This is a genomic window from Thiomonas sp. UBA7699 (assembly GCF_002482605.1).
GTDB classification, from domain to species: Bacteria; Pseudomonadota; Gammaproteobacteria; order Burkholderiales; family Burkholderiaceae_C; genus Thiomonas; species Thiomonas arsenitoxydans.
The window spans coordinates 117,562-140,103 of the sequence record NZ_DLGH01000001.1; the positions used below are offsets into that span (position 1 = coordinate 117,562).

Annotated in this window: 20 protein-coding genes; 13 read left to right on the forward strand and 7 right to left on the reverse strand. The window is 66.2% G+C overall.

Annotated elements, in window-relative coordinates:
* Positions 1–41 precede the first annotated feature (41 nt).
* The 6 genes from B3H47_RS00540 (at position 42) to B3H47_RS00565 (ending at position 6,990) form a co-directional block, all read left to right on the forward strand.
* Positions 42–653, forward strand: coding sequence for a hypothetical protein (locus tag B3H47_RS00540; RefSeq protein WP_286985382.1), 612 nt, complete (start codon positions 42–44; stop codon positions 651–653).
* Positions 654–826: 173 nt separating this feature from the next.
* Positions 827–1,507 carry a 7-cyano-7-deazaguanine/7-aminomethyl-7-deazaguanine transporter gene (locus B3H47_RS00545; protein WP_276727177.1) on the forward strand — a complete coding sequence of 227 codons (681 nt, stop codon included), beginning with the start codon at positions 827–829 and terminating at the stop codon, positions 1,505–1,507.
* Positions 1,508–1,580: 73 nt separating this feature from the next.
* The gene (locus tag B3H47_RS00550) at positions 1,581–1,811 is read left to right on the forward strand and encodes a CopG family transcriptional regulator (RefSeq protein WP_286985383.1); all 231 of its coding nucleotides are present in this window, start codon (positions 1,581–1,583) and stop codon (positions 1,809–1,811) included.
* 9 nt (positions 1,812–1,820) lie between these two features.
* Positions 1,821–2,222 carry a type II toxin-antitoxin system VapC family toxin gene (locus tag B3H47_RS00555; RefSeq protein ID WP_013106239.1) on the forward strand — a complete coding sequence of 134 codons (402 nt, stop codon included), beginning with the start codon at positions 1,821–1,823 and terminating at the stop codon, positions 2,220–2,222.
* Positions 2,223–2,290: 68 nt separating this feature from the next.
* Positions 2,291–6,052 (forward strand): class I SAM-dependent DNA methyltransferase, encoded by a 3,762-nt coding sequence (locus tag B3H47_RS00560; RefSeq protein WP_286985385.1) that lies wholly within the window; start codon positions 2,291–2,293, stop codon positions 6,050–6,052.
* 83 nt (positions 6,053–6,135) lie between these two features.
* Complete coding sequence (locus B3H47_RS00565; protein WP_286985386.1) at positions 6,136–6,990, forward strand: hypothetical protein; 855 nt, start codon at positions 6,136–6,138, stop codon at positions 6,988–6,990.
* Between the two features lie 149 nt (positions 6,991–7,139).
* Here the strand turns inward: B3H47_RS00565 and B3H47_RS00570 are convergent, their stop codons facing one another.
* Positions 7,140–8,081, reverse strand: coding sequence for an alpha/beta hydrolase (locus B3H47_RS00570; RefSeq protein ID WP_286985388.1), 942 nt, complete (start codon positions 8,079–8,081; stop codon positions 7,140–7,142).
* A gap of 290 nt (positions 8,082–8,371) precedes the next feature.
* Here B3H47_RS00570 and dnaX point away from each other — a divergent pair, with 290 nt between their 5' ends.
* From dnaX to B3H47_RS00590, 4 genes are all read left to right on the forward strand, one after another.
* Positions 8,372–10,216 (forward strand): DNA polymerase III subunit gamma/tau, encoded by a 1,845-nt coding sequence (gene dnaX / locus B3H47_RS00575; protein ID WP_286985389.1) that lies wholly within the window; start codon positions 8,372–8,374, stop codon positions 10,214–10,216.
* Between the two features lie 59 nt (positions 10,217–10,275).
* Positions 10,276–10,605, forward strand: a complete 330-nt coding sequence (locus B3H47_RS00580) for a YbaB/EbfC family nucleoid-associated protein (protein ID WP_013106234.1) — start codon at positions 10,276–10,278, stop codon at positions 10,603–10,605.
* A 51-nt stretch (positions 10,606–10,656) separates the two neighbouring features.
* Positions 10,657–11,268: a recombination mediator RecR gene (recR, locus tag B3H47_RS00585; protein WP_286985390.1), complete on the forward strand. Its 612-nt coding sequence runs from the start codon at positions 10,657–10,659 to the stop codon at positions 11,266–11,268.
* Positions 11,269–11,352: 84 nt separating this feature from the next.
* Positions 11,353–12,453, forward strand: a complete 1,101-nt coding sequence (locus B3H47_RS00590) for a hypothetical protein (RefSeq protein ID WP_286985391.1) — start codon at positions 11,353–11,355, stop codon at positions 12,451–12,453.
* Positions 12,454–12,473: 20 nt separating this feature from the next.
* On the opposite strand, the gene queF is transcribed toward B3H47_RS00590, so the two are convergent.
* The 4 genes from queF to B3H47_RS00610 all read right to left on the reverse strand — a co-directional run bounded on the left by queF (position 12,474) and on the right by B3H47_RS00610 (position 16,428).
* Positions 12,474–12,893: a preQ(1) synthase gene (queF, locus tag B3H47_RS00595; RefSeq protein ID WP_013123453.1), complete on the reverse strand. Its 420-nt coding sequence runs from the start codon at positions 12,891–12,893 to the stop codon at positions 12,474–12,476.
* 29 nt (positions 12,894–12,922) lie between these two features.
* Positions 12,923–13,555, reverse strand: coding sequence for an RnfABCDGE type electron transport complex subunit B (locus tag B3H47_RS00600; protein WP_286985392.1), 633 nt, complete (start codon positions 13,553–13,555; stop codon positions 12,923–12,925).
* A gap of 12 nt (positions 13,556–13,567) precedes the next feature.
* Positions 13,568–14,860 (reverse strand): polyhydroxyalkanoate depolymerase, encoded by a 1,293-nt coding sequence (locus B3H47_RS00605; protein ID WP_286985393.1) that lies wholly within the window; start codon positions 14,858–14,860, stop codon positions 13,568–13,570.
* A gap of 362 nt (positions 14,861–15,222) precedes the next feature.
* Positions 15,223–16,428, reverse strand: a complete 1,206-nt coding sequence (locus B3H47_RS00610; protein WP_286985394.1) for an amino acid aminotransferase — start codon at positions 16,426–16,428, stop codon at positions 15,223–15,225.
* A 145-nt stretch (positions 16,429–16,573) separates the two neighbouring features.
* Between B3H47_RS00610 and uvrB the strand changes: the two genes are divergently transcribed.
* From uvrB to B3H47_RS00625, 3 genes are read left to right on the forward strand one after another with little or no spacing between them, the layout of a single operon-like run.
* Entirely contained in the window at positions 16,574–18,667 is a 2,094-nt protein-coding gene (gene uvrB / locus B3H47_RS00615) for an excinuclease ABC subunit UvrB (RefSeq protein WP_286985395.1), read from the forward strand.
* Positions 18,668–18,713: 46 nt separating this feature from the next.
* Positions 18,714–19,955 (forward strand): PQQ-dependent sugar dehydrogenase, encoded by a 1,242-nt coding sequence (locus B3H47_RS00620; protein ID WP_286985396.1) that lies wholly within the window; start codon positions 18,714–18,716, stop codon positions 19,953–19,955.
* 49 nt (positions 19,956–20,004) lie between these two features.
* Positions 20,005–20,547, forward strand: a complete 543-nt coding sequence (locus B3H47_RS00625) for a Uma2 family endonuclease (protein WP_286985397.1) — start codon at positions 20,005–20,007, stop codon at positions 20,545–20,547.
* Here B3H47_RS00625 and B3H47_RS00630 read toward each other — a convergent pair.
* The gene (locus B3H47_RS00630; RefSeq protein WP_286985398.1) at positions 20,525–21,865 is read right to left on the reverse strand and encodes a sensor histidine kinase; all 1,341 of its coding nucleotides are present in this window, start codon (positions 21,863–21,865) and stop codon (positions 20,525–20,527) included. The two genes, B3H47_RS00625 and B3H47_RS00630, sit on opposite strands and share 23 nt — an antisense overlap.
* Entirely contained in the window at positions 21,862–22,539 is a 678-nt protein-coding gene (locus B3H47_RS00635; RefSeq protein WP_013123445.1) for a response regulator transcription factor, read from the reverse strand. The genes B3H47_RS00630 and B3H47_RS00635 overlap by 4 nt, the downstream gene beginning before the upstream one ends.
* Positions 22,540–22,542: the final 3 nt, after the last annotated feature.

Consider the following 22,542-nt stretch of genomic DNA (forward strand, 5'->3'; position numbering starts at 1 on the left):
CGATTTTACGGGCGCGCGTCGCGCCGTTCTACACTCAATAAATGTCTTGTCCTGATTCCAGCCGTTCTGCAAGGTATTCGCTCTGGCGAGGCCTCCTCGCCGCGGTTTCCAGTCTGTATCTGGCCGGGGCGCTCAGCGGTTGCGCCGCATTGCTGCCGCGCGGCGAGGCGCAGACCAGCAAGCCCTGGAGCAACTTCTCCCAGGCGCATGCCGCGTATGAACGGATTACGCCTTACCGCACCACAACCGCCCAGTTGCGTCAGGAGGGCATCGACCCGTTGACCACGCCCAATATCACCATCCTGAACTACGCCGACATCGTGCGGCGGCTGCTGCCGCCCTCGGGCAATGACTTGGCCCTCGACCCCGGCATCCGCGACTGCATGCAGGCGCAAACCGCCTGTCGTGGTTTTGAGATCGACCAGCGCCATATCGACCGCGAGCGGGTGGGCAATTTCTGGCTCGACTTTCTCGACTTCCATCGCGAAACCGTCACTACCGGCTGGCGTTTCAACATGCTCTTGCTCGTGGTGGATGATCGCGTGGTCTATAAGCTCTGGGGCGGGCAGCCTGAAATCTCTGAGGTGGAGACCACGCGCAATCCACTGGGGCCGCTGCAGGGCTTCGGTCAATCGGTGCTCGGGCGATACTGAGCGCCAACGCGGGCGGCAAGCCAACTTCGGACGGCCTTGGGTTGTCTGCGAGCGGCGCGCGGCGAGCACACGACGCTGTGGCTTAAAATTGCGCTTTTTCACAACTAGGCTGCGCGATAGAGCGCCAGCCGCCGGTGGTTCCCTTACCCACCGTCCAAGCAAAAAGGTCGTCCATGTTGTTCACGCTTGACTTGAGCGCTGCTCGCCAGCGCGCCGTCGTGGCCGCTCTGGCCGCGCTGCATATCGCCATCATCATCGCCAGCAACTATCTGGTGCAGTTGCCCATCACCCTGTTCGGCCTGCACACCACCTGGGCGGCGTTCAGCTTCCCGCTGGTTTACGTCGCGACCGATCTCACCGCCCGGCTGCTCGGGGCGGGCCCGGCGCGGCGCGTGGTGCGCTGGGTGATGCTGCCGGCCCTCGTACTGTCCTACGCCATCTCGGTGCTGTTTCACGACGGCGCGTTTGCCGGGTGGGCGGCGCTGGGCGGGTTCAACCTGTTCGTATTCCGCATCGCTATGGGCAGTTTCATCGCCTACGCCGTGGGGCAGATGCTCGACATTTTCGTGTTCTCCCGCCTGCGCGCCACGCTGGCCGGTAGCCGCCATTGGTGGCTGGCGCCCTCGGTGTCGAGCGTGTTCGGCAATCTGGTGGACAGCGTTCTGTTCTTCTCCATCGCCTTCTACGCCAGCAGCGACCCCTTCATGGCCGCGCACTGGGTGGAGATCGCGCTGGTGGATTACGCGGTCAAGCTGGCAATGGCCGTGCTCGGCGTGCTGCCGCTCTATGGTCTGCTGCTGGCCGGACTGCAGCGCTGGCTGGCGCGTAGCGCGGTGCAGGCTGTGGCGGCTTGAAGTGAACGGGCGCTCCCTGCTGTTCAAACAAGTATAATTCCACATATACTTACCGGACTGCAGGGAGATCGCCATGTCACAAATCACCCTCTATCTCGACGACGCCACGCAAGCGCTGGTCGATCAGGCCGCCCGGGCCAATGGCGTATCGAAAAGTCGCTGGGTGGCCGACATCATCCGCAAATATGCCGCGCAGGAATGGCCGCAGGACTGCCTCGCGCTGGCAGGCCGTTTTGCTGATTTTCCGCTACGTGAAGAGGGCGGCGCCGCGCAGCCCGCCGATGTGCCGCGCCTGGGCTTTTGATCGCGCGTCATGCTTTTGCTCGACAGCAACACCATCAGCTATTACTTTCGCGGCGACCCACAGGTCGTGCCCCGTCTGCAGGCGCTTTCCCCGGCAGACATCGGTGTGCCGGCCATTGTGGAATACGAACTGCGCTACGGCCTCATGCGCCTGCCCGCAGAAGCTGCGCATCCCCGTCTGGCGGCGTTGACCGCCTTGCTTCGTCCGCTGCAGATCTTGCCCTTCGATAGCGAATGCGCCGCGCAGGCCGCCCGCATCCGTGTGGAATTGGAAGCCGCTGGCACGCCCATCGGCCCGCACGACACCCTGATTGCCGCCACGGCCTTGCGACATCAGGCCACGCTGATTACGCGCAACGGACGCGAATTCTCCCGCGTGACCGGCTTGCAGTGGCTGAACTGGCACGACTGAGCCGCCGAACGTCGGTCCGAAGGGCAGCGCGCGGTCGCCCTACCATCGCGCCAAACGCCGCCCACGCCATGACCGCCCATCCTTCCACGTCACCCTCTGCCGTCCCACACCCCGACGCCGCCCGCGCCGCCGATTTCATCGCCCGCTGGAGCGGCGTTGCCACCTCCGAACTCTCCACCGCGCAGAGCTTTGTGCGCGAGTTGTGCGAGCTGCTCGGCGTGCCTGTGCCGCACCCCACGCCCGAGCTCGACTACATGTTCGAGCGGCCCATCACCTTTCGCCACGGCGACGGCAGCAGCAGCCCCGGCCGCATCGACTGCTACCGGCGCGGCGCCTTCGTGCTCGAAGCCAAAAAGCTGCGTGCCAGCGCCGACACCCGCCGCTTCGACGACGCTCTGCTGCGCGCCCGCGCCCAGGCGGAGGGCTACGCCCGCGCGCTCGAACCCGCCGAACTCGCCGCGGGCGGCCGTCCGCCCTTTCTGCTCGTGGTCGATGTCGGCCAGGTGATCGAGCTTTACGCCGAATTCACCCGCAGCGGCGCCACCTACACCCCGTTTCCCGATCCGCGCAGCCACCGCATCGCGCTCGCCGACCTCGCCCGCGCCGAGGTGCGCGACACCCTGCGCCGCATCTGGCTCGACCCGCTCGGCCTCGACCCCGCCCGCGCCAGCGCCCGCGTCACCCGCGAAGTCGCCGCCCAACTGGCCGAGCTCGCCCGCTCGCTCGAAGCCAGCGGCCACGCCCCGCAGCTTGTCGCCGCCTACCTCACCCGCTGCCTGTTCTCCATGTTCGCCGAAGACGTCGGCCTGCTGCCCGGCGCGGGCGAAGGCGGGCAGGGTGGCCAAGGTGCACAGAGCGGGCAGGGCGACCAAGGCGGCTTCGTCACCCTGCTCAAGCGCCACCGCGACGACCCCGTCACCCTGCAGCGCATGCTCGCCGCCCTCTGGGCCGACATGGACCGCGGCGGCTTCTCCGTCGCCCTGGCGCAGACCGTGCTGCGCTTCAACGGCAAGTTGTTCAAGGGCGCGGCCGACGACGCTTATTCGCTGCCGCTCACCCGCGCGCAGGTCGATCTGCTGCTCGCCGCCGCCCGCGCCAACTGGCGCGAAGTCGAGCCCGCCATCTTCGGCGCCCTGCTTGAACGCGCACTCGATCCCGCCGAACGCCACGCCCTCGGCGCCCACTACACCCCGCGCGCCTACGTCGAACGCCTCGTGCTGCCCACCGTGATGGAACCCCTGCGCCGCGAATGGGCCGACGCCCAGGCCGCCGCGCTGCTGCTCGCCCACGAAGCCGCCGAACTCGACGGCCGCCCGCGCGACGCCAAGATGGACGCCGCCCGCGCCGAACTCCGCCGCTTTCATCACCGCTTGTGCACCCTGCGCGTGCTCGACCCCGCCTGCGGCAGCGGCAACTTCCTCTACGTCACCCTCGAACACCTCAAGCGCCTCGAAGGCGAAGTGCTCAACCAGCTTGCCGCTTTAGGCGAAACCCAGAACAAACTCGCGTTAGAGGGCGAAACCGTCACCCCGCAGCAGCTTCTCGGCCTCGAAGTCAACGCCCGCGCCGCCGCGCTGGCCGAACTCGTGCTGTGGATCGGCTACCTGCAATGGCACATCCGCACCCGCGGCGACCCCGCCGTGGCCGAACCCGTCGTGCACGACTACGGCAACATCGCCTGCCGCGACGCTGTGCTCGCCTGGAGCGCCCAGCGCCCCCTGCTCGACGCCCAGGGCCAGCCCCGCACCCGCTGGGACGGCCGCACCTACACCGTCCACCCCGCCACCGGCGAGCCCGTCCCCGACCCCGCCGCCCAAGTGCCGCAATGGGCCTACGACCAACCCCGCCCCGCCGACTGGCCGCAGGCCGACTACATCGTCGGCAACCCGCCTTTCATCGGCGCCGCCGCCATGCGTGCGGCGCTGGGCGACGGCTATGTGGACGCCCTGCGCAGCGCGTGGCCCGACATGCCCGAGAGCGCCGACTTCGTCATGTACTGGTGGCACGCCGCCGCGCGCAAAGTGGCCGCGGGCCAGGCGCAGCGCTTCGGCTTCATCACCACCAACAGCCTGCGCCAGACCTTCAACCGCCGCGTGGTGCAAAGCGCCCTCAACGCAGATTTACACCTCGTTTACGCCATCCCCGACCACCCCTGGGTGGACAGCGCCAGCGGCGCCGCCGTGCGCATCGCCATGACCGTGGCCGAAGCCGGCGCCGGCGAAGGTCGCCTGCAGACCGTCATCGCCGAGACCCCCGGCGAACACGGCGAAATGACCGTGCAACTGCGCGAGCAGACCGGGCTGATTCACGCGGATTTGACGGTGGGGCCGAACCTGTTGTCAGCGCAGGCTTTGCGGGCCGATCTGGGTTTGAGCAATCGCGGCGTGCAACTCTTTGGCGCCGGATTCATCGTCACCCCCGAGCAAGCCGCTGCGCTGCGCCCCACCCCGGCCCTCCCCACAAGTGGAGAGGGAGCAATCACACATCTCCCACGCAGGGGAGATGTTGGAAAGGACATGCCCACCCCGGCCCTCCCCACGAGTGGAGAGGGAGCAAACACAGCCAGCCTTGCTCCTCCCCCACCCCGTGGGGGAGGTTGGGAGGGGGAGATCGTGCGCCCCTACCGCAACGGCCGCGACCTCACCGACGCCCCGCGCGGCGTGCTCGTCATCGACCTCTTCGGCCTCGACGCCGAGCAAGTGCGCAGCCGCTACCCGGCCGTCTATCAATGGCTGCTCGAACGCGTGAAGCCCGAACGCGACCAGAACAACCGCGCAAGCCGCCGCGAGAAATGGTGGCTGTTCGGAGAAACCAATCCGATGCTGCGCAAACAACTCGCCGGCCTGCCGCGCTATATCGCCACCGTCGAAACCGCCAAGCACCGCACCTTCCAGTTCCTCGACGTGTCCATCCTGCCCGACAACATGCTGGTCGCGATCGCCAGCGACGATGCCTTCCACCTCGGCGTGCTGTCCAGCCGCGTGCACATCGTCTGGGCGCTGGCGATGGGGGGCACTTTGGAAGATCGGCCACGCTACAACAAAACCCGCTGCTTCGAAACCTTCCCCTTCCCCGACGCCGACACCGGCCTCACCCCCGCGCTGCGCCAGCGCATCGCCGAACGCGCCGAAGCCATCGACGCCCACCGCAAACAAGTGCTCGCCGCTCACCCCGGCACCCTCAGCCTCACCGCGCTCTACAACGTGCTCGACGCCCTGCGCGCAGGCCGCGCCCTCACTCCCAAAGAGCGCACGGTGCATCAACTCGGCCTGGTCGCCGTGCTCGCCGAACTGCACGCCGAACTCGACGCCGCCGTGCTGGCCGCCTACGGCTGGAGCGACCTCGCCGCGCCGCCTCGCCCCCTCTCCACTTGTGGGGAGGGCCGGGGAGGGGAGACTGGCGCCGCAGACCTTGCTCGGGCTGCCACCCTCACCCTGCTCACCCGACTGCTCGCCCTCAACCACGCCCGCGCTGCCGAAGAAGCCGCAGGCACCGTGCGCTGGCTGCGCCCGGCGTTCCAGCACCCGCAACCCAGCGCCGCGCCACCCACCCAAGCCACGCTTGGCATGGAGGGTGCGGGGGCGCAGCCCGTGGCCGCCACCCCCGCCCGCAGCCCCGAGCCGCCCGCTCAGCCATGGTCGTCCACCCTGCCCGAACAGATGCGCGCCGTGGCCGACCTGCTCGCCGCCAGCGCGCAGCCGCTCGACCTCGAAGCGCTCACCTCGCGCTTCAAAGGCCGCGGCCCCTGGAAAAAAAGCCTGCCCCGCATCCTCGACACCCTCGAAGCCCTGGGCCGCGCCCGGCGCGAGGGGCAGGGCTGGCGGGGGTGAGCTTGGCGATCTGGCATGCGCTTAGACTTTGAACACCGAAACCCGGCCGCCAACAAGGCGACACCCTCTCAGGACCACCCGCGATGAGCTTCCCGCAGCAGACTTTGCAACTCGACGAATCCGCTATCCGCATCTATTTGTTCGATGAGGTGTACCCGGCCCGCGCCGCTGAGGAACAGGCGGAGAAGAAAAAGCTCTCGGCGTTCGGCATGCTGGCCAAGTTCAACCCGCTCAACCGTCCGCGCGATGACACGGTGCGCCTGAGCCGCAAAGAGTTCCGGCTGGAGCCGTTCTGGCATGTGACCTCCACGCGCAGCGTGGACTACACCACGCAGATGACCTACCCGGTGCCGGTGCACAACCCCTATGCGCACAAAGTTGAACTCAACGGCGAGCAGTACGAGGTGACGCGGCAGGGCGACAAGGCGCGCATCGATCTGGCGGTGACCGAGATGTGTCACCGCAAGATGGCTTTCGACCAGTTTTCCGATGGTCTTGGGCGCGACATCAAGCCGGGCACGCTCGATGGCTATCGCACCAAATACAAGTTTTCCGAGGTCGAGCAGATCGAGCGCGACGAACTGATCAAGCCCACGGTGCCGCAGCAAGCGGCGCTGCTGGCTGCCAGCACCGCGCTCAACGGCAACAGCATCAACGCGCATCACATCCAGTCGGACGCCATTGTGGTGGAGCGCCTGCACCTTTACTGGCGACCGGTGTTCGCATTCGAGTTCATCTGGTCGACCGCCGACAAGCGCGGGGTCATCGAGGTGAACGGCCTGACTGGCGAGGTCAGTGAGAACGGTCAGTGGTTCAAGGACAAGCTGAGCAAGGTGATGACCCGCGAGATGCTGCTCGACGCGGGTTGCGAATTGGCCGGTGCGATGGTGCCGGGCGGGGGTATTGCGGTGAAGATCATCGGCAAGCTCACTGAATAGCGGGGCGGCCAGGCTGAGCGCGGCCGCGAGCTTGGGCTGCGGGTCGCGAGGGCTCGGGTGAGGGTGGGCATGAGCGGTCTCCCAACCGCCCGCGGGTGCGGACGGAAGACAACTTTGGGTGCTCCGCCAGCACGGCGGAAGGCCGTCGATCAGGGCGTGGCTTGAGTGGCAGCAAGAGCTGCCGTGCTCGGCTGAGGGGCATCGTGCACGAAATCCACCACGTCGTCGAGCACGGGCGACATCCAGCGCAGCGGGGTGGCGAACGAGCCGATGAGGGTTTCGTGGTTGACGCCTGGGTAGAGGTCGAGCGTGACCTGGGCGCCGTCGGCCTTCAGGGCTTGGGCGAGTTGCACGGTGTTGCGCTGCGGGTTGACCAGGCTGTCGACGCGCGCTGCGCCGAGGAAGGTGCGCGGCACGCGGGCGTCGTGAACGTAGTCGATGGGCATGCAGCCGGCGGGGTAGTCGGGGAAGTGAAAGACGGGCTGGACTTCTCGGTCGGTGATGGGCAGAAAGTCGTAGGGCCCGGCCAGCCCGATCCACCCGGCCAGATCGGCGCGGCGCAGCCCGGCGGCGTGCAGCCAGCGCGGGTCGAGCGCCAGCATGGCGGCGTTGTAGGCCCCGGCGCTGTGGCCCATGAGGTAGATCTGGTGCGGGTTGCCGCCCCACTGGGCGATGTGCTGCGCCGTCCAGGCGACGGCACGGGCGTTGTCGCGCAGGAAGTCGGGGTAGCGCACTTCGGGATAGAGGCGGTAGTCGGCAATGACGGTGACGATGCCGCGTGCGGCCAGCGCCTCGCCGACGAAACGGTACATGGCGCGGTTGCCGCTGGTCCAGCTGCCGCCGTAGAAAAACACGACCACCGGGGCACCGCCGGGCTGGGGCTTGCGCAGCGTGGCAGCGTTGGGCCGGTAGATGTCCAGCGCTTCGCGCGGGGCGGAACCGTAGGCGATGTCGCCACTGAAGCTGTAGGTGTCGGTCGGGGTGAGCCGGTTGATCAGGGTGACTGGCGAACAGGCGACCATGAGCGGGGCGAGGCAGGCCAGGGCGAGACGCTGGCAGAGTCGGGTCAGGGTCGGCAAGGAAGGGCGCATGGGGCGTGGAGCAAGGTGTCAGCGGGCGGCAGGTCTGCTTGGATTGGGGTTTGTTCTCTCTACGGCGCCACGACGGTTTTGGATTCAGCCAGAGGGGATGATGCAGGCTCCCAGGAGCCTGTCGGACTTGGGAATCGCGGGCTGCAAAAAGGCTGTACGGCGTCCTGCGGCAGCGGCTTCTTGCTCCATAGCTTCGGCTATGGAGCGGCAAATCCGCCGCCACAGGCCATCCCTACACCCTTTTTTCGCTCTACGCGACCCAAGCCCGGCAGGCTCCTAGAATCCGGCCCATGACTTCCGTCGCGCTGGCGCGCAAGTGGCGCCCTAAATCATTCGCCTCCCTCGTGGGACAAGACCATGTGGTGCGGGCGCTCACGCATGCGCTCGACCACGACCGTCTGCATCACGCCTATTTGTTTACCGGCACGCGCGGGGTGGGCAAGACCACGGTGTCGCGCATTCTGGCCAAGGCGCTCAATTGCACCGGGCCGGATGGGCAGGGCGGCGTCACCAGCCAGCCGTGCGGCGTGTGCCCGGCGTGCACCGAGATCGACGCCGGGCGTTTTGTCGATTACATCGAGCTCGACGCCGCCTCCAATCGCGGCGTCGAAGACATGACCACGCTGCTGGAGCAGGCGGTCTACAAGCCCACGGCGGGGCGCTTCAAGGTGTACATGATCGACGAGGTGCACATGCTCTCGAACCACGCCTTCAACGCCATGTTGAAGACGCTGGAAGAGCCGCCCGATTATGTGAAGTTCGTGCTCGCCACCACAGACCCGCAGAAAGTGCCGGTCACGGTGCTGTCGCGCTGCCTGCAGTTCAACCTCAAGCAGATGATGCCGGGCGCCATCGTCGGCCATTTGCAGCAGGTGCTGCAGGCCGAGAACGTGCCGGCAGACGACGCCGCGCTGCGCCTCATCGCCCGCGCCGCGCACGGTTCGATGCGCGATGCGCTCTCGCTCACCGACCAGGCGCTGGCCTACTGCGCCGGGCGGGTGGAGACCGAGGCGGTGCAGCAGATGCTGGGCACGGTCGATCGCAGCGATCTGCTGCTCATTCTGCAGGCGCTGGCCACGCAGGACGGTGTGGCGCTCATCCATCAGGCCGATGCGTTGGAAGCGCGCGGTCTGTCTTTCGGCGCGGCGCTGGAAGAGCTGGCCGCGCTGCTGCAAACCATCGCCCTGCTGCAACTCGTGCCGCAGGCCGCCGATGCCGACGATCCGCAACATGAAGCGCTGGTCGCCCTGGCCGCGCAGCTCAGCCCGGAGCTGGTGCAACTGGCCTACACCACGGTGCTGCACGGCCGCAACGAGCTGTCGCTTGCTCCGGACGACCGCACCGGCTTCACCATGACCCTGCTGCGCCTGCTGGCCTTCGCCCCGGTCATCGCGGGCAGCGTGCCTAGCTTGCCGCCAGGCGGGCTGGCGCTGCCCAAGGCGGCGGCTCCGGTTTCGCCACCGTCGCAGTCGGCTGCGGCGCAGGTCGCTGCGCAGCGCGAGCCGCCGTCCGCCAAGCCTACGGTGCAAACCGCAGCCAAGGCCATGCCGCGTACCGCAGCAACCTTGAGCGCCCCATTGGCGCCCGCCGCTCCCGTGCTCGCCGCGGAGGAAGCGCCCTCGACAAGCTATGCGGCAAAGCCCGAACCGCAAACCCCGCCGCAGCCCACGCCACCCCGCCCCGCCGACATCAAGCCGCCCCTGCAGATCACGCCCCACATCGCGCCTCACATCGCGTCTGATACCGACTGGCCCACGCTGGTGCAGCGGCTCGACGTGCCAGCGGGCCTGCCGCGCGCGCTGGCGCAGCAAAGCGAACTGGTGGCCATTCAGGGCACGGAGTGGCTGCTGCGCGTGCCCAACGAACAGCTCACCCGCGCCGGTTCGCTCGACAAGCTGCAGACCGCCGTGCGTCTGGCCTTGGGGCAAGACATCGTGCTGCGCGCCGAGGCCGGCGAAGTGACCGACAGCGTGATGCAGCGCGACGCGCGCGCCAAGGCCCAGGCGCAGGCCGATGCCGAAGCCGCGATACGCAACGATCCGCTGGTGCAGCAGCTCATGCACGATCTGGGCGCGCAAATCGTGCCCGGCAGCCTCAAACCCATGCCCCCGTCAGCGCAGCCGACATCGGCCTGACCGACAATGCCGCGTTGCTGCACGCGCGGCGATTTCATTTCTCAATCGAAGGACACCCCATGTTCAACAAAGGACAACTTTCCGGCCTGATGAAGCAGGCGCAGCAGATGCAAGACAACCTCAAGCGCGTCCAGGACGAGCTTGGCCAGATCGAGGTCGAAGGCCAGTCTGGCGCGGGCTTGGTGAAGGTGACGATGACCTGCAAATACGGCGTCAAGCGCGTGAACATCGACCCCAGCCTGGTGGCCGAAGACCGCGACATGCTCGAAGACTTGGTGGCCGCCGCCTTCAACGACGCGGTGCGCAAGGCCGAGGCCACATCGCAGGAAAAAATGGGCGCCGCCACCGCGGGCATGCCCCTGCCGCCCGGCATGAAGCTGCCGTTCTGAGCGACGGGCGAAGTTGAACTGAAGTGGCCCCGAACTTGACCTCGACACGTCATGCATGAGGCCGCGCCCGGCCATGTGCCCGCGCTCGACGCGCTGATCGACGCCCTGCGGCATTTGCCCGGCGTCGGGCCGAAGTCGGCGTCGCGTATGGCCTATCACCTGCTCGAACACGACCGCGAGGCCGCGCAGCACATCGCCCGCGCGCTCGACACGGCGCTGGGCGCGGTGCAACGCTGCGCGCGCTGCAACACCCTCACCGAAGACGCGGTCTGCAGCATCTGCGCCGACCCCAGACGCGACGCCCGCCAGCTTTGCGTGGTGGAAAGCCCCGCCGATCTCGCCGCGGTAGAGCAGACGCTCACCTACCACGGCCTGTATTTCGTGCTCATGGGCCGCATCAGCCCGCTCGATGGCCTGGGGCCGAAGGAAATCGGTCTCGACCGGCTGATGACCCGCGCGCTCGACGGCGCGGTGGAAGAGGTGATTCTGGCGACCAACTTCACCAACGAAGGCGAGGCGACGGCGCACGTCATCGCCGAAACCCTGCGTCCGCGCGGCCTGCGCGTTACGCGTCTGGCGCGCGGCGTGCCCGCCGGGGCCGAGCTGGAGTATGTCGATCTCGGCACCATCGCCCGCGCACTGGTCGACCGGCGCGGCACTTGAGTGGCACGCCTGCAAGTAAAAATCTGCTGACATAAGCTTGAGCCTGAACCGCGCAACCGTCGCGGGCACTTACTCTGAACTCTCATGCAGCGACGACACTTCATTCAATCGGCCGGAGCCCTGGCGCTGGGCACGGCCTTGTCCCCTTTGATCAGTCAAACCGCTTTTGCTGCCACGCAGGCCGCAGGCACGCTGGAGGTCTTTGCAGGCGCCATTGGCCCTGGCATGTACAACGGCGGCGACTTCGCCCAGGCGCGGTTTCACGATCCGCGCGGCATGGCGCTGGACGCGCAGGGCAACATCTTTGTGGCCGACTACGTCAACAGCGTGGTGCGCAAGCTGGGCACTGACGGCCAGGTCAGCATTGTCGCCGGGCAGGTGGAGCAGCGCGACGCCCGCAACGGCCCGGCTCTGCAGGCGCGGTTTTATTCGCCTGAATGTGTGGCGGTGGCCACCGATGGCACGCTGTTTGTGAGCGATTCCGGCAGCAATACGGTGCGCCGCATCAGCCGGGAGGGCAGGGTGAGCACCCTGGCGGGCAAGCTGGAGGTCGAAGGCTTTGCCGATGGCACTGGCCAGCAGGCGCGATTCAATCACCCCGTCGGGCTGGGCGTGAACGCAAAAGGCGTGGTGTATGTGGCCGATGCCTACAACAGCACGGTGCGCCGCATCAGCGCGCAAGGGGTGGTCAGCACCCTGGCCGGTTCACCCGGCGATACCGGCTGGCGCGATGGGCGGGGAGCGCAGGCACGTTTCAACACCCCGGTCGGGCTGACGCTGGACGCACAAGGGCAGATTTACGTGAGCGAATACTTCAACAACGTCATTCGCAAAATCACGCCCGATGGCACGGTAACGACCTTTGCGGGCAAACCCGGCAAGGGCGGTTTTGCCGATGGCAAGGTGGAGGAGGCGCTGTTTTTACACCCACAAACCCTGTCGTTCGCACCCGATGGCAGCTTGATCGTGGCCGATACCGGCAATAACCGGGTGCGCCGCATATCGCCGCAAGGCGAAGTTTCCACCCTGGCCGGAACCGGCGCGGGCGAGAAGGTGACCACGGGCGCCTTGCCCGCCGAGTTGCATCTGCCCTACGGCGTGCTCGCCTTGGCCGACGGCTCCGTGCTGGTGACGGGGCTGAACGCCATTTTGCGCATTCAGCCGTCAAAACTGCTCAAGGCCTGAGCAAGTTTCGTTAAGTCGCCTCAATTCGCTGCGGGTTCGGCGGCGTCGAACTGCGTCAGATCGACGCGCGGCGTTGGCTTCCATCCACGCTTGCGGTGCTCGACCACCACATTGGTGTAGATGCCGCCGCGAACATACCAGCGCGCCGTCACGCGCAGGAAGCGTGGCGACATGGCCTTCACCAGATCGTCGAGGATGGCGTTGGTGACCTTTTCGTGAAAGGCGCCTTCGTCGCGATAGCTCCACATATAGAGCTTGAGGCTTTTGAGCTCGACGCACTTCTTGTCGGGAATGAAGTCGATGTCGAATCGGGCGAAATCCGGTTGCCCTGTGAGCGGGCAAAGGCAGGTGAATTCAGGCACCTGCATGTGGATGTGATAGTCGCGCTCAGGGGCGGGGTTCGGGAAGGTTTGCAGGGATTTACTGGGTTTTGTGGTCATTTTCTTGCGATTTGGCTGAAATTCAGAATTCAAGGAGCACTGCGCTGGCGCTGCCGGGCGCGCTCCAGAGCCGCTTGCAGCAGGGCGGTCTTGCGGTCTGCTGCAGGAGCCGGTGCGGCGGGTGGCTCAGTCTGCGCCAGTGAGCGAGGGTGACGTTCGAGGTGCCGAGCATAGCGCTGGCGGGCTTCGCCGGCCTGCGCCGGGCTCCAGGCATTCCAGCCGCTGCGGGTGGCCAGAGCGGGGTCGGTCAGCGCTTCCATGCGGATGCAATCGACCGGGCAGGGCGGCAGGCACAGGGCGCAGCCGGTGCACCAGTCGTCGATGACGGTGTGCATGCGTTTGGAAACACCGGCGATCGCGTCCACCGGGCAGGCTTGAATGCACAAGGTGCAGCCGATGCACAGGGCCGGGTCGATCACGGCGCGCTCGCGCGGGCCTTCCGTTCCGCAAGATGGGTCGAGCGCGGTGGCCGGGCGCTGCAGCAGATGAGCGAGTTTTTCAATGCCCTGCGCGCCGCCGGGCGGGCAGCGGTTGATGTCGGCCTGGCCTTCGGCGATGGCCTGCGCGTAGGCGGCACAGTCGGGGTAGCCGCAGCGGGTGCACTGCGTTTGCGGCAGCAGGGCGTCGATTTGCGCGGCCAGGGCGACGGTCGCAACGGGCATGAGTCAACAGGTTCAGGCGGAGGCGCGGGATCGCGTCGGTTTGCGCGGCGGATCGCCCGCTGCCCCTTGAGGATGCGCGGCGATGAAATCGCGCACCACCGGATAGACCTTTTCGCGCCAGCGCCGTCCTGCAAAAATGCCGTAATGCCCCGCGCCTTCGGCTACGTAATGTTGACGGCTGACCGAAGCGATGCCAGTGCACAGGTCGTGCGCCGCCTCGGTCTGCCCCGCGCCGGAAATGTCGTCAAGTTCGCCTTCGATGGTGAGCAGCGCCGTGCGGTGGATGTCTTGCGGGCGCACCGCCTCGCCTTCCACCGTCCAGGTGCCGTTGACCAGTCCGAAGTCCTGGAACACCAGCTTGATGGTGTCGAGGTAGTAATCGGCGTCCATGTCGAGCACGGCGTTGTACTCGTCGTAAAAACGGCGATGCGACTCGGCATCATCGTTGTCACCGCGGATCAGGTCGAGAAAGTAGTCGTAGTGCGAGGTGAGGTGGCGGTCAGGGTTCATCGCCACGAAACCGCTGTGCTGCAAAAAGCCGGGATAGACGCGCCGACCCGCGCCGGGGTAGTTGGCGGGCACGCGGTAGATCACATTGTTCTCGAACCACTCGTAGCTCTTGTTCATCGCCAGGTTGTTCACCGCCGTGGGCGACTTGCGCGCGTCGATGGGGCCGCCCATCATGATCATGCTGCGCGGCGCGATCTCGCCCGCACTGGCCATGAGCGAAATGGCGCCCAGCACCGGCACCGTGGGCTGGCAGACCGACATCACATGCACATCCGGGCCGATGGCAGCGATGAACTCGCGGATGTAAGCGACATAGTCATCCAGGCTGAAACGGCCCTGCTCGGTGGGCACCATGCGGGCGTCGGTCCAGTCGGTGATGAACACCTTGTGATCCTGCAGCATGGTTTTCACCGTGTCGCGCAACAAGGTGGAATGATGGCCCGACAGCGGCGCCACGATCAGCACGGTCGGGTCATCCTTGAGTTTGCCCAGCAGGCTGACGTCGTCAGAAAACCGCTTGAACCGCAGCAGACGACAGAAAGGTTTTTCCAACACGACCCGTTGCTGCACTGCGACAGTCTTGCCCTCGATCTGCACGCTATTGATGCCGAACTCGGGTTTTTCGTAGTCCTTGAGCAACCGGTGCATCAGGTCGTAGCTGGCCGAGACACGCTGGGTGACGTTGTGCGGCACCGCAGGCCACACCGGGTTGGCATAAAACTTGGCGGCAGCCTCGGCAAAATCAGCCAGCGGCCGCATCAGCGAGCGCTGGGTTTCATACAGGTCATACACCATGATGGACTCCGACCTTTTCTTGTTGCGATGCACAAATTTTACTCGCGCCGGATCCTGAGCGCAGTAGGGGTTTTTCTAACCCAGCTTGTTGGCCGGAAAAGAGCAAACCGTGTTTGCTACGCAATTTGAAACAAAATGCTGCAAAGTGGGCTCCGGAGCGCAGACCATCCAGTGCAGGGTGTGCTTGACAGCCCACGACTACTCCGGTTCGAGAGGCCGGGGCTGAATACCAAATACCTCGGCAAGCACCGTGTAGAAAGCAAAGGCGCGGTCGAAGTTGCGGGCGCCAATGGGGAAAGAACATGCGGTGCTGAAAGATGTAGGCGCGCGCTCACTAGGGCGGTTTGAAGATACGGAACCTTCTACTGCATCACCGCCGCGATGGACTTGGCGACGTAGTCCACATTGTGCAGATTGATCGCGGCTACGCAGATGCGGCCGGTGGAGACGCCGTACACGCCGAATTCGGTGCGCAGGCGCTCCATTTGGGCGGCGGAGAGGCCTGAGTAGCTGAACATGCCTTTCTGGCGCGTGATGTAGGACAGGTCGCCCTTCACACCGGCGGCGGCGAGTTTTTCCACCAGGGTGCTGCGCATGGCGCGGATGCGCTCGCGCATGCCGGCAAGCTCTTGCTCCCACTGGGCGCGCAGTTCGGGCGAGCCCAGCACGGTGGCGACGATTTGCGCGCCGTGGGTGGGCGGGTTGGAGTAGTTGCTGCGGATGACGCGCTTGATCTGCGACAGCACGCGGCCGGCTTCTTCTTTGCTGGCGCACACCACGCTGAGCGCCCCGACGCGCTCGCCGTAGAGCGAGAAGCTCTTGGAGAAGGAGGTGGCGACGAAAAAGTCGAGCCCGGCGGCGAGGAATTGCTGGATGACCGCGCCGTCTTCGGCAATGCCTTCGCCGAAGCCCTGATAGGCCATGTCGAGGAAGGGCACGAGCTTGCGCGCCTTGAGGGCGGCAATCACCTGTTCCCACTGCGCCGGGCTGATGTCGTAGCCGGTGGGGTTGTGGCAGCAGGCGTGCAGCACGACGATGGTGCCCGCGGCGGCGGCGTTCAGCGCGGCGAGCATGGCGTCGAAGTTCACGCCCTGCTTGGCGGCGTCGTAATAGGGATAAGTGCCCACGTTGAAGCCTGCGGCTTCGAAGAGCGCGCGGTGGTTTTCCCAGCTGGGGTCGGAGATCAGCACTTGCGCGTTGGGGTTGAGGCGCTTGAGAAAGTCGGCGCCCACTTTCAGCCCGCCGGTGCCGCCCAGGCCTTGCACCGTGGCGATGCGGCCCGAGGTCACGGCCTCGTGATTGGCGCCGAACACCAGTCCTTGCACCGCTTTGTCGTAAGCGGCGATGCCGTCGATGGGCAGATAGCCGCGCGGCTTGGGCGCCTGCATGAGTTGCGCTTCGCCCGCTTTCACGCAGGCCAGCAGCGGCAGCTTGCCGTCGGCGTCGGTATAGACGCCGATGCCCAGGTTGACCTTGTTGGGGTTGGGGTCAGCAGCAAATTGTTCGTTCAGGCCGAGGATGGGATCGCGCGGGGCCATTTCCACGCGGGAAAAAAGCGACTGGGTCATGGGAGATGGGAGGTGAGGTGACGGGAAAACCGGGCTTGCGGGACAATGAGTGCCGCAAAAAACCGCAATTTTACGCCCCGCGTCGCCCTTTGAAGGCGCGCTATGACGCCGTGCAGACGGCTTTTTCGATTCCCACCTTCCGCCCATGTCCGCACCGCAACCCGTTCCCTCGCTCGACCCGGACAAGTTCGTCAGCTATCCCGACTCGCCCTTCCGCCTGTATCAGCCCTACCCGCCAGCGGGTGACCAGCCCACCGCGATTGCGCAACTGACCGAGGGGCTGGGCGACGGTTTGAGCTACCAGACTTTGCTGGGCGTGACCGGCTCGGGCAAGACCTACACCATGGCCAATGTGATCGCCCGCATGGGGCGCCCGGCCATTGTGTTTGCGCCCAACAAAACGCTGGCCGCGCAGCTCTACAGCGAGTTCCGCGAGTTTTTTCCAAAGAACGCGGTGGAATACTTCGTCAGCTATTACGACTATTACCAGCCCGAGGCCTATGTGCCGCAGCGCGATCTGTTCATCGAGAAAGACAGCGCGATCAACGAGCACATCGAGCAGATGCGCCTGTCGGCCACCAAAAGTCTGCTGGAGCGGCGCGACGTGGTGATTGTGGCGAGCGTGAGCGCGATTTACGGCATCGGCAATCCGTCGGACTATCACGCCATGATTCTCACGGTGCGCACCGGCGACCGCATGGGCCAGCGCGACGTGATCGCACAACTGGTGCGCATGCAGTACCAGCGCAACGAGGTCGATTTCACCCGCGGCACCTTCCGCGTGCGCGGTGACCGCATCGACGTCTTTCCGGCCGAGCACGCCGAGCTGGCGGTGCGCATCGAACTGTTCGACGACGAGATCGAGTCGCTCTCCCTGTTCGACCCGCTCACCGGCGTGGTGCGGCAGAAGATTCCGCGCTTCACCATCTACCCCAGTTCGCATTACGTCACGCCGCGCGAAAAGGTGCTCGAAGCGGCGGAGGGCATCAAGCAGGAGCTGCGCGAGCGGGTGAAGGAACTCACCGGCATGGGCAAGCTGGTGGAGGCGCAGCGGCTGGAGCAGCGCACCCGCTTCGATCTGGAAATGCTCACCGAGATCGGCCATTGCAAGGGCATCGAGAACTACTCGCGCCATCTCTCGGGCGCGGCGCCGGGCGAGCCGCCGCCTACCTTGGTGGACTATCTGCCGCCAGATGCCATCATGTTTCTCGACGAAAGCCATGTGCTCATCGGCCAGTTCAACGGCATGTACAACGGTGACCGCGCGCGCAAGCAAACCCTGGTGGATTATGGCTTTCGGCTGCCTTCGGCGCTGGACAACCGGCCGCTCAAGTTTGCCGAATTCGAGCGCAAGATGCGGCAGACCGTGTTTGTCTCCGCCACCCCGGCGGACTATGAAAGCCAGCACGCGGATCAGGTGGTGGAGCAGGTGGTGCGGCCCACCGGGCTGGTGGACCCGCTCATCGAGGTGCGCCCGGCCAGCAGCCAGGTGGACGACGTGCTGGGCGAAATTCGCCTGCGGGTAAACAAGGGCGAGCGCGTGCTGATCACGACGCTCACCAAGCGCATGGCCGAGCAGCTCACCGACTATCTCGACGAAAACGGCGTGAAGGTGCGCTATCTGCACTCCGACATCGACACGGTCGAACGCGTGGAAATTCTGCGCGACCTGCGGCTGGGCGTGTTCGACGTGCTGGTGGGCATCAACCTGCTGCGCGAGGGGCTGGACATTCCCGAGGTGTCGCTGGTGGCCATTCTCGATGCGGACAAGGAGGGCTTTTTGCGCTCCACCCGTTCGCTCATTCAGACCATCGGCCGCGCGGCGCGCAATGTGAGCGGCATGGCCATTTTGTACGGCGACCGCATTACCGACTCCATGCGTCGCGCCATCGACGAAACCGAGCGCCGCCGCGCCAAGCAGATTGCGTTCAACACCGAGCATGGCATCACGCCCACCGCGCTCAACAAATCGGTGCGCGATCTGATCGATGGCGTGGTGCAGACGCCGGGCAAGGGCTTGCGCGCGGGCAGCGTGGAGCGTGAAATTGCGGAACTGCAGATCGACAACGCGCAGGACGTGGCGCGTGAGATCAAGCGTCTGGAAAAGCGCATGATCGAGCACGCCCGCAATCTTGAGTTCGAGCAGGCCGCACGGGTGCGCGACCAGCTCGGGCTGCTGCGGCAGCGGGTGTTCGGCGGCGGCGACGACCACGACACCGACGCCCAGCAAAGCGCCTGAATCTGTTTTTGTTCCGCATCCCCAACGCGATCCCAGAAGGCTGACCATGCAAACGCCATCGCATCCGACTTTGCCCACCCGCCGCCACACCCTGCGCTGGCTGGGCGCAGGGCTGGGCAGCACCGTGCTGGGCGCTTGCGGCGGCGGGGCGGTGCTGGTGTGGGGCGAAACCCCGGCCTCGGCGGCGTCCAGTCCGTTGCCGGGCGCTACGCAGCCCGCGGTCAAAGCGGCGGTGGTGATTGTGGCCAGCGGTCTGTCGCGGCCGTGGGCGCTGACCTTTCTGCCCGATGGCCGCATGTTGGTGACCGAGCGCACCGGCGCGCTGCGCATCGTCGGTCTGGACGGCAAGGTGGCGGCGCCGATTGTCGGTGTGCCCGCGGTGGATGCGCGCGGGCAGGGCGGCTTGCTCGACGTGGCGCTCGATCCCGCCTTTGCCGCCAATCGCCGCGTGTATTTGAGCTATGCCGAAGCGGGCACGGGAGCCGAGGCCGGGCGCAACGGCACCGCGGTGGCGCGTGGGGTGCTCTCAAACGACGGCACCCGGCTGAGCGACGTGCAGGTGATCTTCCGCCAGACGCCCAAAATCGACAGCACGGCGCATTTCGGCTCGCGATTGGTGTTCGCGCCAGACGGCACCCTGTTTATCACCCTGGGAGACCGCTTCAGCCAGCGCGACGCGGCGCAGGATTTGTCCAACACTCTGGGCAAGGTGGTGCGCATTCACCCGGATGGCAGCGTGCCGAAAGACAACCCTTTCGTCGGCCGTGCCGGGGTGCGCGAGGAGATCTGGAGCTACGGCCACCGTAATGTGCAGGGCGCGGCGCTCCATCCGGTGACTGGGGAGTTGTGGACGCACGAACACGGCCCGCAGGGTGGTGACGAAGTCAACATCACCCGCGCCGGGCGCAACTACGGCTGGCCGAAAATTTCCTACGGCTGCGAATATGGCGCCCCGGTGGGCAACTGCCCGCCCGTGGGCGGCGCCACCAGCGCGCCCGGTATGGAACAGCCGCTGACCTATTGGGTGCCCACATCCATCGCGCCCTGCGGCATGACGTTCTACACCGGCAGCGTGTTCCCGCAATGGCGCGGCAACCTGTTCGTCGGCGCGCTGGCCGGGCAGGCGCTGTGGCGGCTGCAACTCGACGGCAACAAGGTGGTGTCGCGCGAGGCGCTGCTGGCCGATCTGGGCGAGCGCATCCGCGACGTGCGCCAGGGGCCGGATGGCGCGATCTACCTGATTTCAGACGGCGCGTCGGCCAAGATTTACCGGCTGCAGCCGGTGTGAAAGCGGCTTTGAAGCGGGTTTAAGATTGCATTCACCCCAGGAGCGAACCATGTCCCGAGCCTACGCATTCGACCCGCCGCACTACACCTACGACGACTACAAACTGTGGGAAGGGCGTTGGGAGCTGATTGGCGGCACGGCCTATGCCATGTCGCCGGCGCCGTCGCTTGCGCACCAGGAGGTGAGCAACAAGATTGCGCGTTTACTTGATGAGGCCTTGGATGATTGCGCCGATTGCCGCGCGCTGCTTCCCGTGGACTGGCGCATCAGCGACGATACCGTGGTGCAGCCGGATAATCTGGTGATCTGCCATCCGGTCGCGGGCGCCTACATCACCCGCGCGCCGGAACTGGTGTTTGAAATTCTCTCCAAGTCCACCGCGAGCAAAGACCAGCACGCCAAGTTCACCATCTACGAGACCGAAGGCGTGCGCTACTACGTCCTGGTGAATGTGGGTGATCGTGTCTGCAAAGTCTTTCACCTGCAGCAGGGGCGCTACATCAAGCTGGCCGATGCGGCGAATGAAACCCTGGAGTTCGACCTCGGCAAGTGCCGCATTGCCTTCGACTTCAGCCGGATCTGGCCGAAGTGAGGCGTTGCGCGTAGCGCAAGATCAGCCCGCCTTCTGCGGCGTTGCGCAGCGTCACCTCGCCGCCCAGGCGCTGCGCAATCTGGCGGATGATGGACAGGCCCAGCCCGCTGCCTTCGCTTTGCGCGCCCGGCAGGCGTACGAAGGGGTCGAACACCCGCTGCAACTGCTCGGGCGCAATGCCGGGGCCGCTGTCCTGCACTTCGATGACCGCGCGTTCGCCCTCGGCCCGCACCCGCAGATCGACCCGTCCGCCTTCCGGGGTGTAGCGCAGCGCGTTGTCCACCGCGTTGCGCAGCAGGGTGTAGAGCTGGGCGGGATCGGTGTCGATCTCCACCTTCTCGGCGCGGTCGATGCCCAGGTCGATGCCGCGGCTCTCGGCCAGCGGCAGCAGATCGGTGATCACTTCGCGCATCACCCCGCTCGGGTCGAGCGTCTGCCGCAGCGTCGTCTGCTCGCGTTGTGAACGGGCGAGGCTGAGCAACTGTTCCACCACGGTGCGAGCGCGGCGCAGGCCATCTTGCAGCGCGCCGATGCGCTGCCGCGCCTGCGGTTCGAGCTGCAGCGGTTTGAGGTTGTCCACCTGCATGCTGAGCACGGCGATGGGCGTGCGCAGTTCGTGCGCGGCGTCGGCGACGAAGCGGCGCTGCTGTTCCATCGAGGCATTCAAACGTTGCAGCAGGCGGTTGATGGAGTGCACGAAGGGCAGGATTTCCTGCGGCACATCGGTTTGCGGCAGGGGCTGCAGATCGGCTTCGCTGCGCGCGTCCACGCCCTGCGCCATTTGCCGCAGCGGCCGCAGCGCCCGCCGCACCACCCAAGCAGACAGCAGGGCCAGCAGTGGGATAAGCGCCAGCAGCGGAAACAGGGTGCGCTGCGCGCTGTCGATGGCGGCGTCGGTGCGCACATCGGTGCGCTGCGCCACGGCGATGCGGCCTTTGTCGCCCTGCTGCACGAACACGCGCCAGGCATGGTCGCCGCTTTGCACCACATGCATGCCGTCGCTCAGGTCTTTGGAGAGCTGCAGGCCGTGCGCGCCCACGGGTGCTCCGAGCTTCTGCACCACGATACGGGCGTCTTTATCGACATCGGCCCCGGCGGGGTTGAGCGCGTTGTCGGGAAGATGGCCCCAGCGGTGCACCAGGCTGGCGATTTGGCGCAGTTGCGCGTCCTGCAGTTCGTTGGCTTCCTGATAGCCGAAAAAGTAGGACAGCGCCGCCGTGCCCAGACCGACGACAACCACGCTCACCGTCATCCACAGCCACAGCCGACGCAGCAGCGATTGCGCGCCCCAATGGCGCAGTGCGGCCAGGGGATTCATGGCGCCTTGTCCGTATCGCCGCGCGGCGCCAGCCAGCCCACCCCGCGCACGTTTTTAATGACATCCGGCGCGAGTTTTTTGCGCAGGCTGTGGATGAGAAACTCCACCGCGTTGCTTTCTACCTCTTCGTTCCAGCCGTAGATGCGGTCTTCGAGTTCGCTGCGCGACAGAATGGCGCCGGGGCGCAGCAATAGTGCGTGGAGCAGGGCGTATTCGCGCGCGGTCAGACGCTGCGTCTGCCCCTGAAACCGCACCTCGCGGGAAACGGGGTCGAGTTCGAGCACACCGTTGGACAGCACCGGCTGCGCCTGTCCGCCCTGGCGCCGCGCCACCGCGCGGATGCGCGCCAGCAGCTCGGCGCTCTCGAAGGGTTTGACCAGATAGTCGTCTGCGCCCAGGTCGAGGCCGCGCACCCGGTCTTCGAGCGCGTCGCGCGCGGTGAGAATGAGGATGGGCAGGTTGCTGCCCGACTGCCGCAGCGCCTGCAGCACCGACAGACCGTCGCGCTTGGGCAGGCCGAGATCGAGCAGCATCAGCTCGTATTCGCCGCCTTGCGCCGCGCTCAGCGCCGACGCGCCGTCGAGTACCCAGTCCACCGCGTGGGTGGCGTCGCGCAGGGCTTCGCGCGTGGCGGCGCCCAGCATGTGATCGTCTTCAACCAGGAGAATGCGCATGGT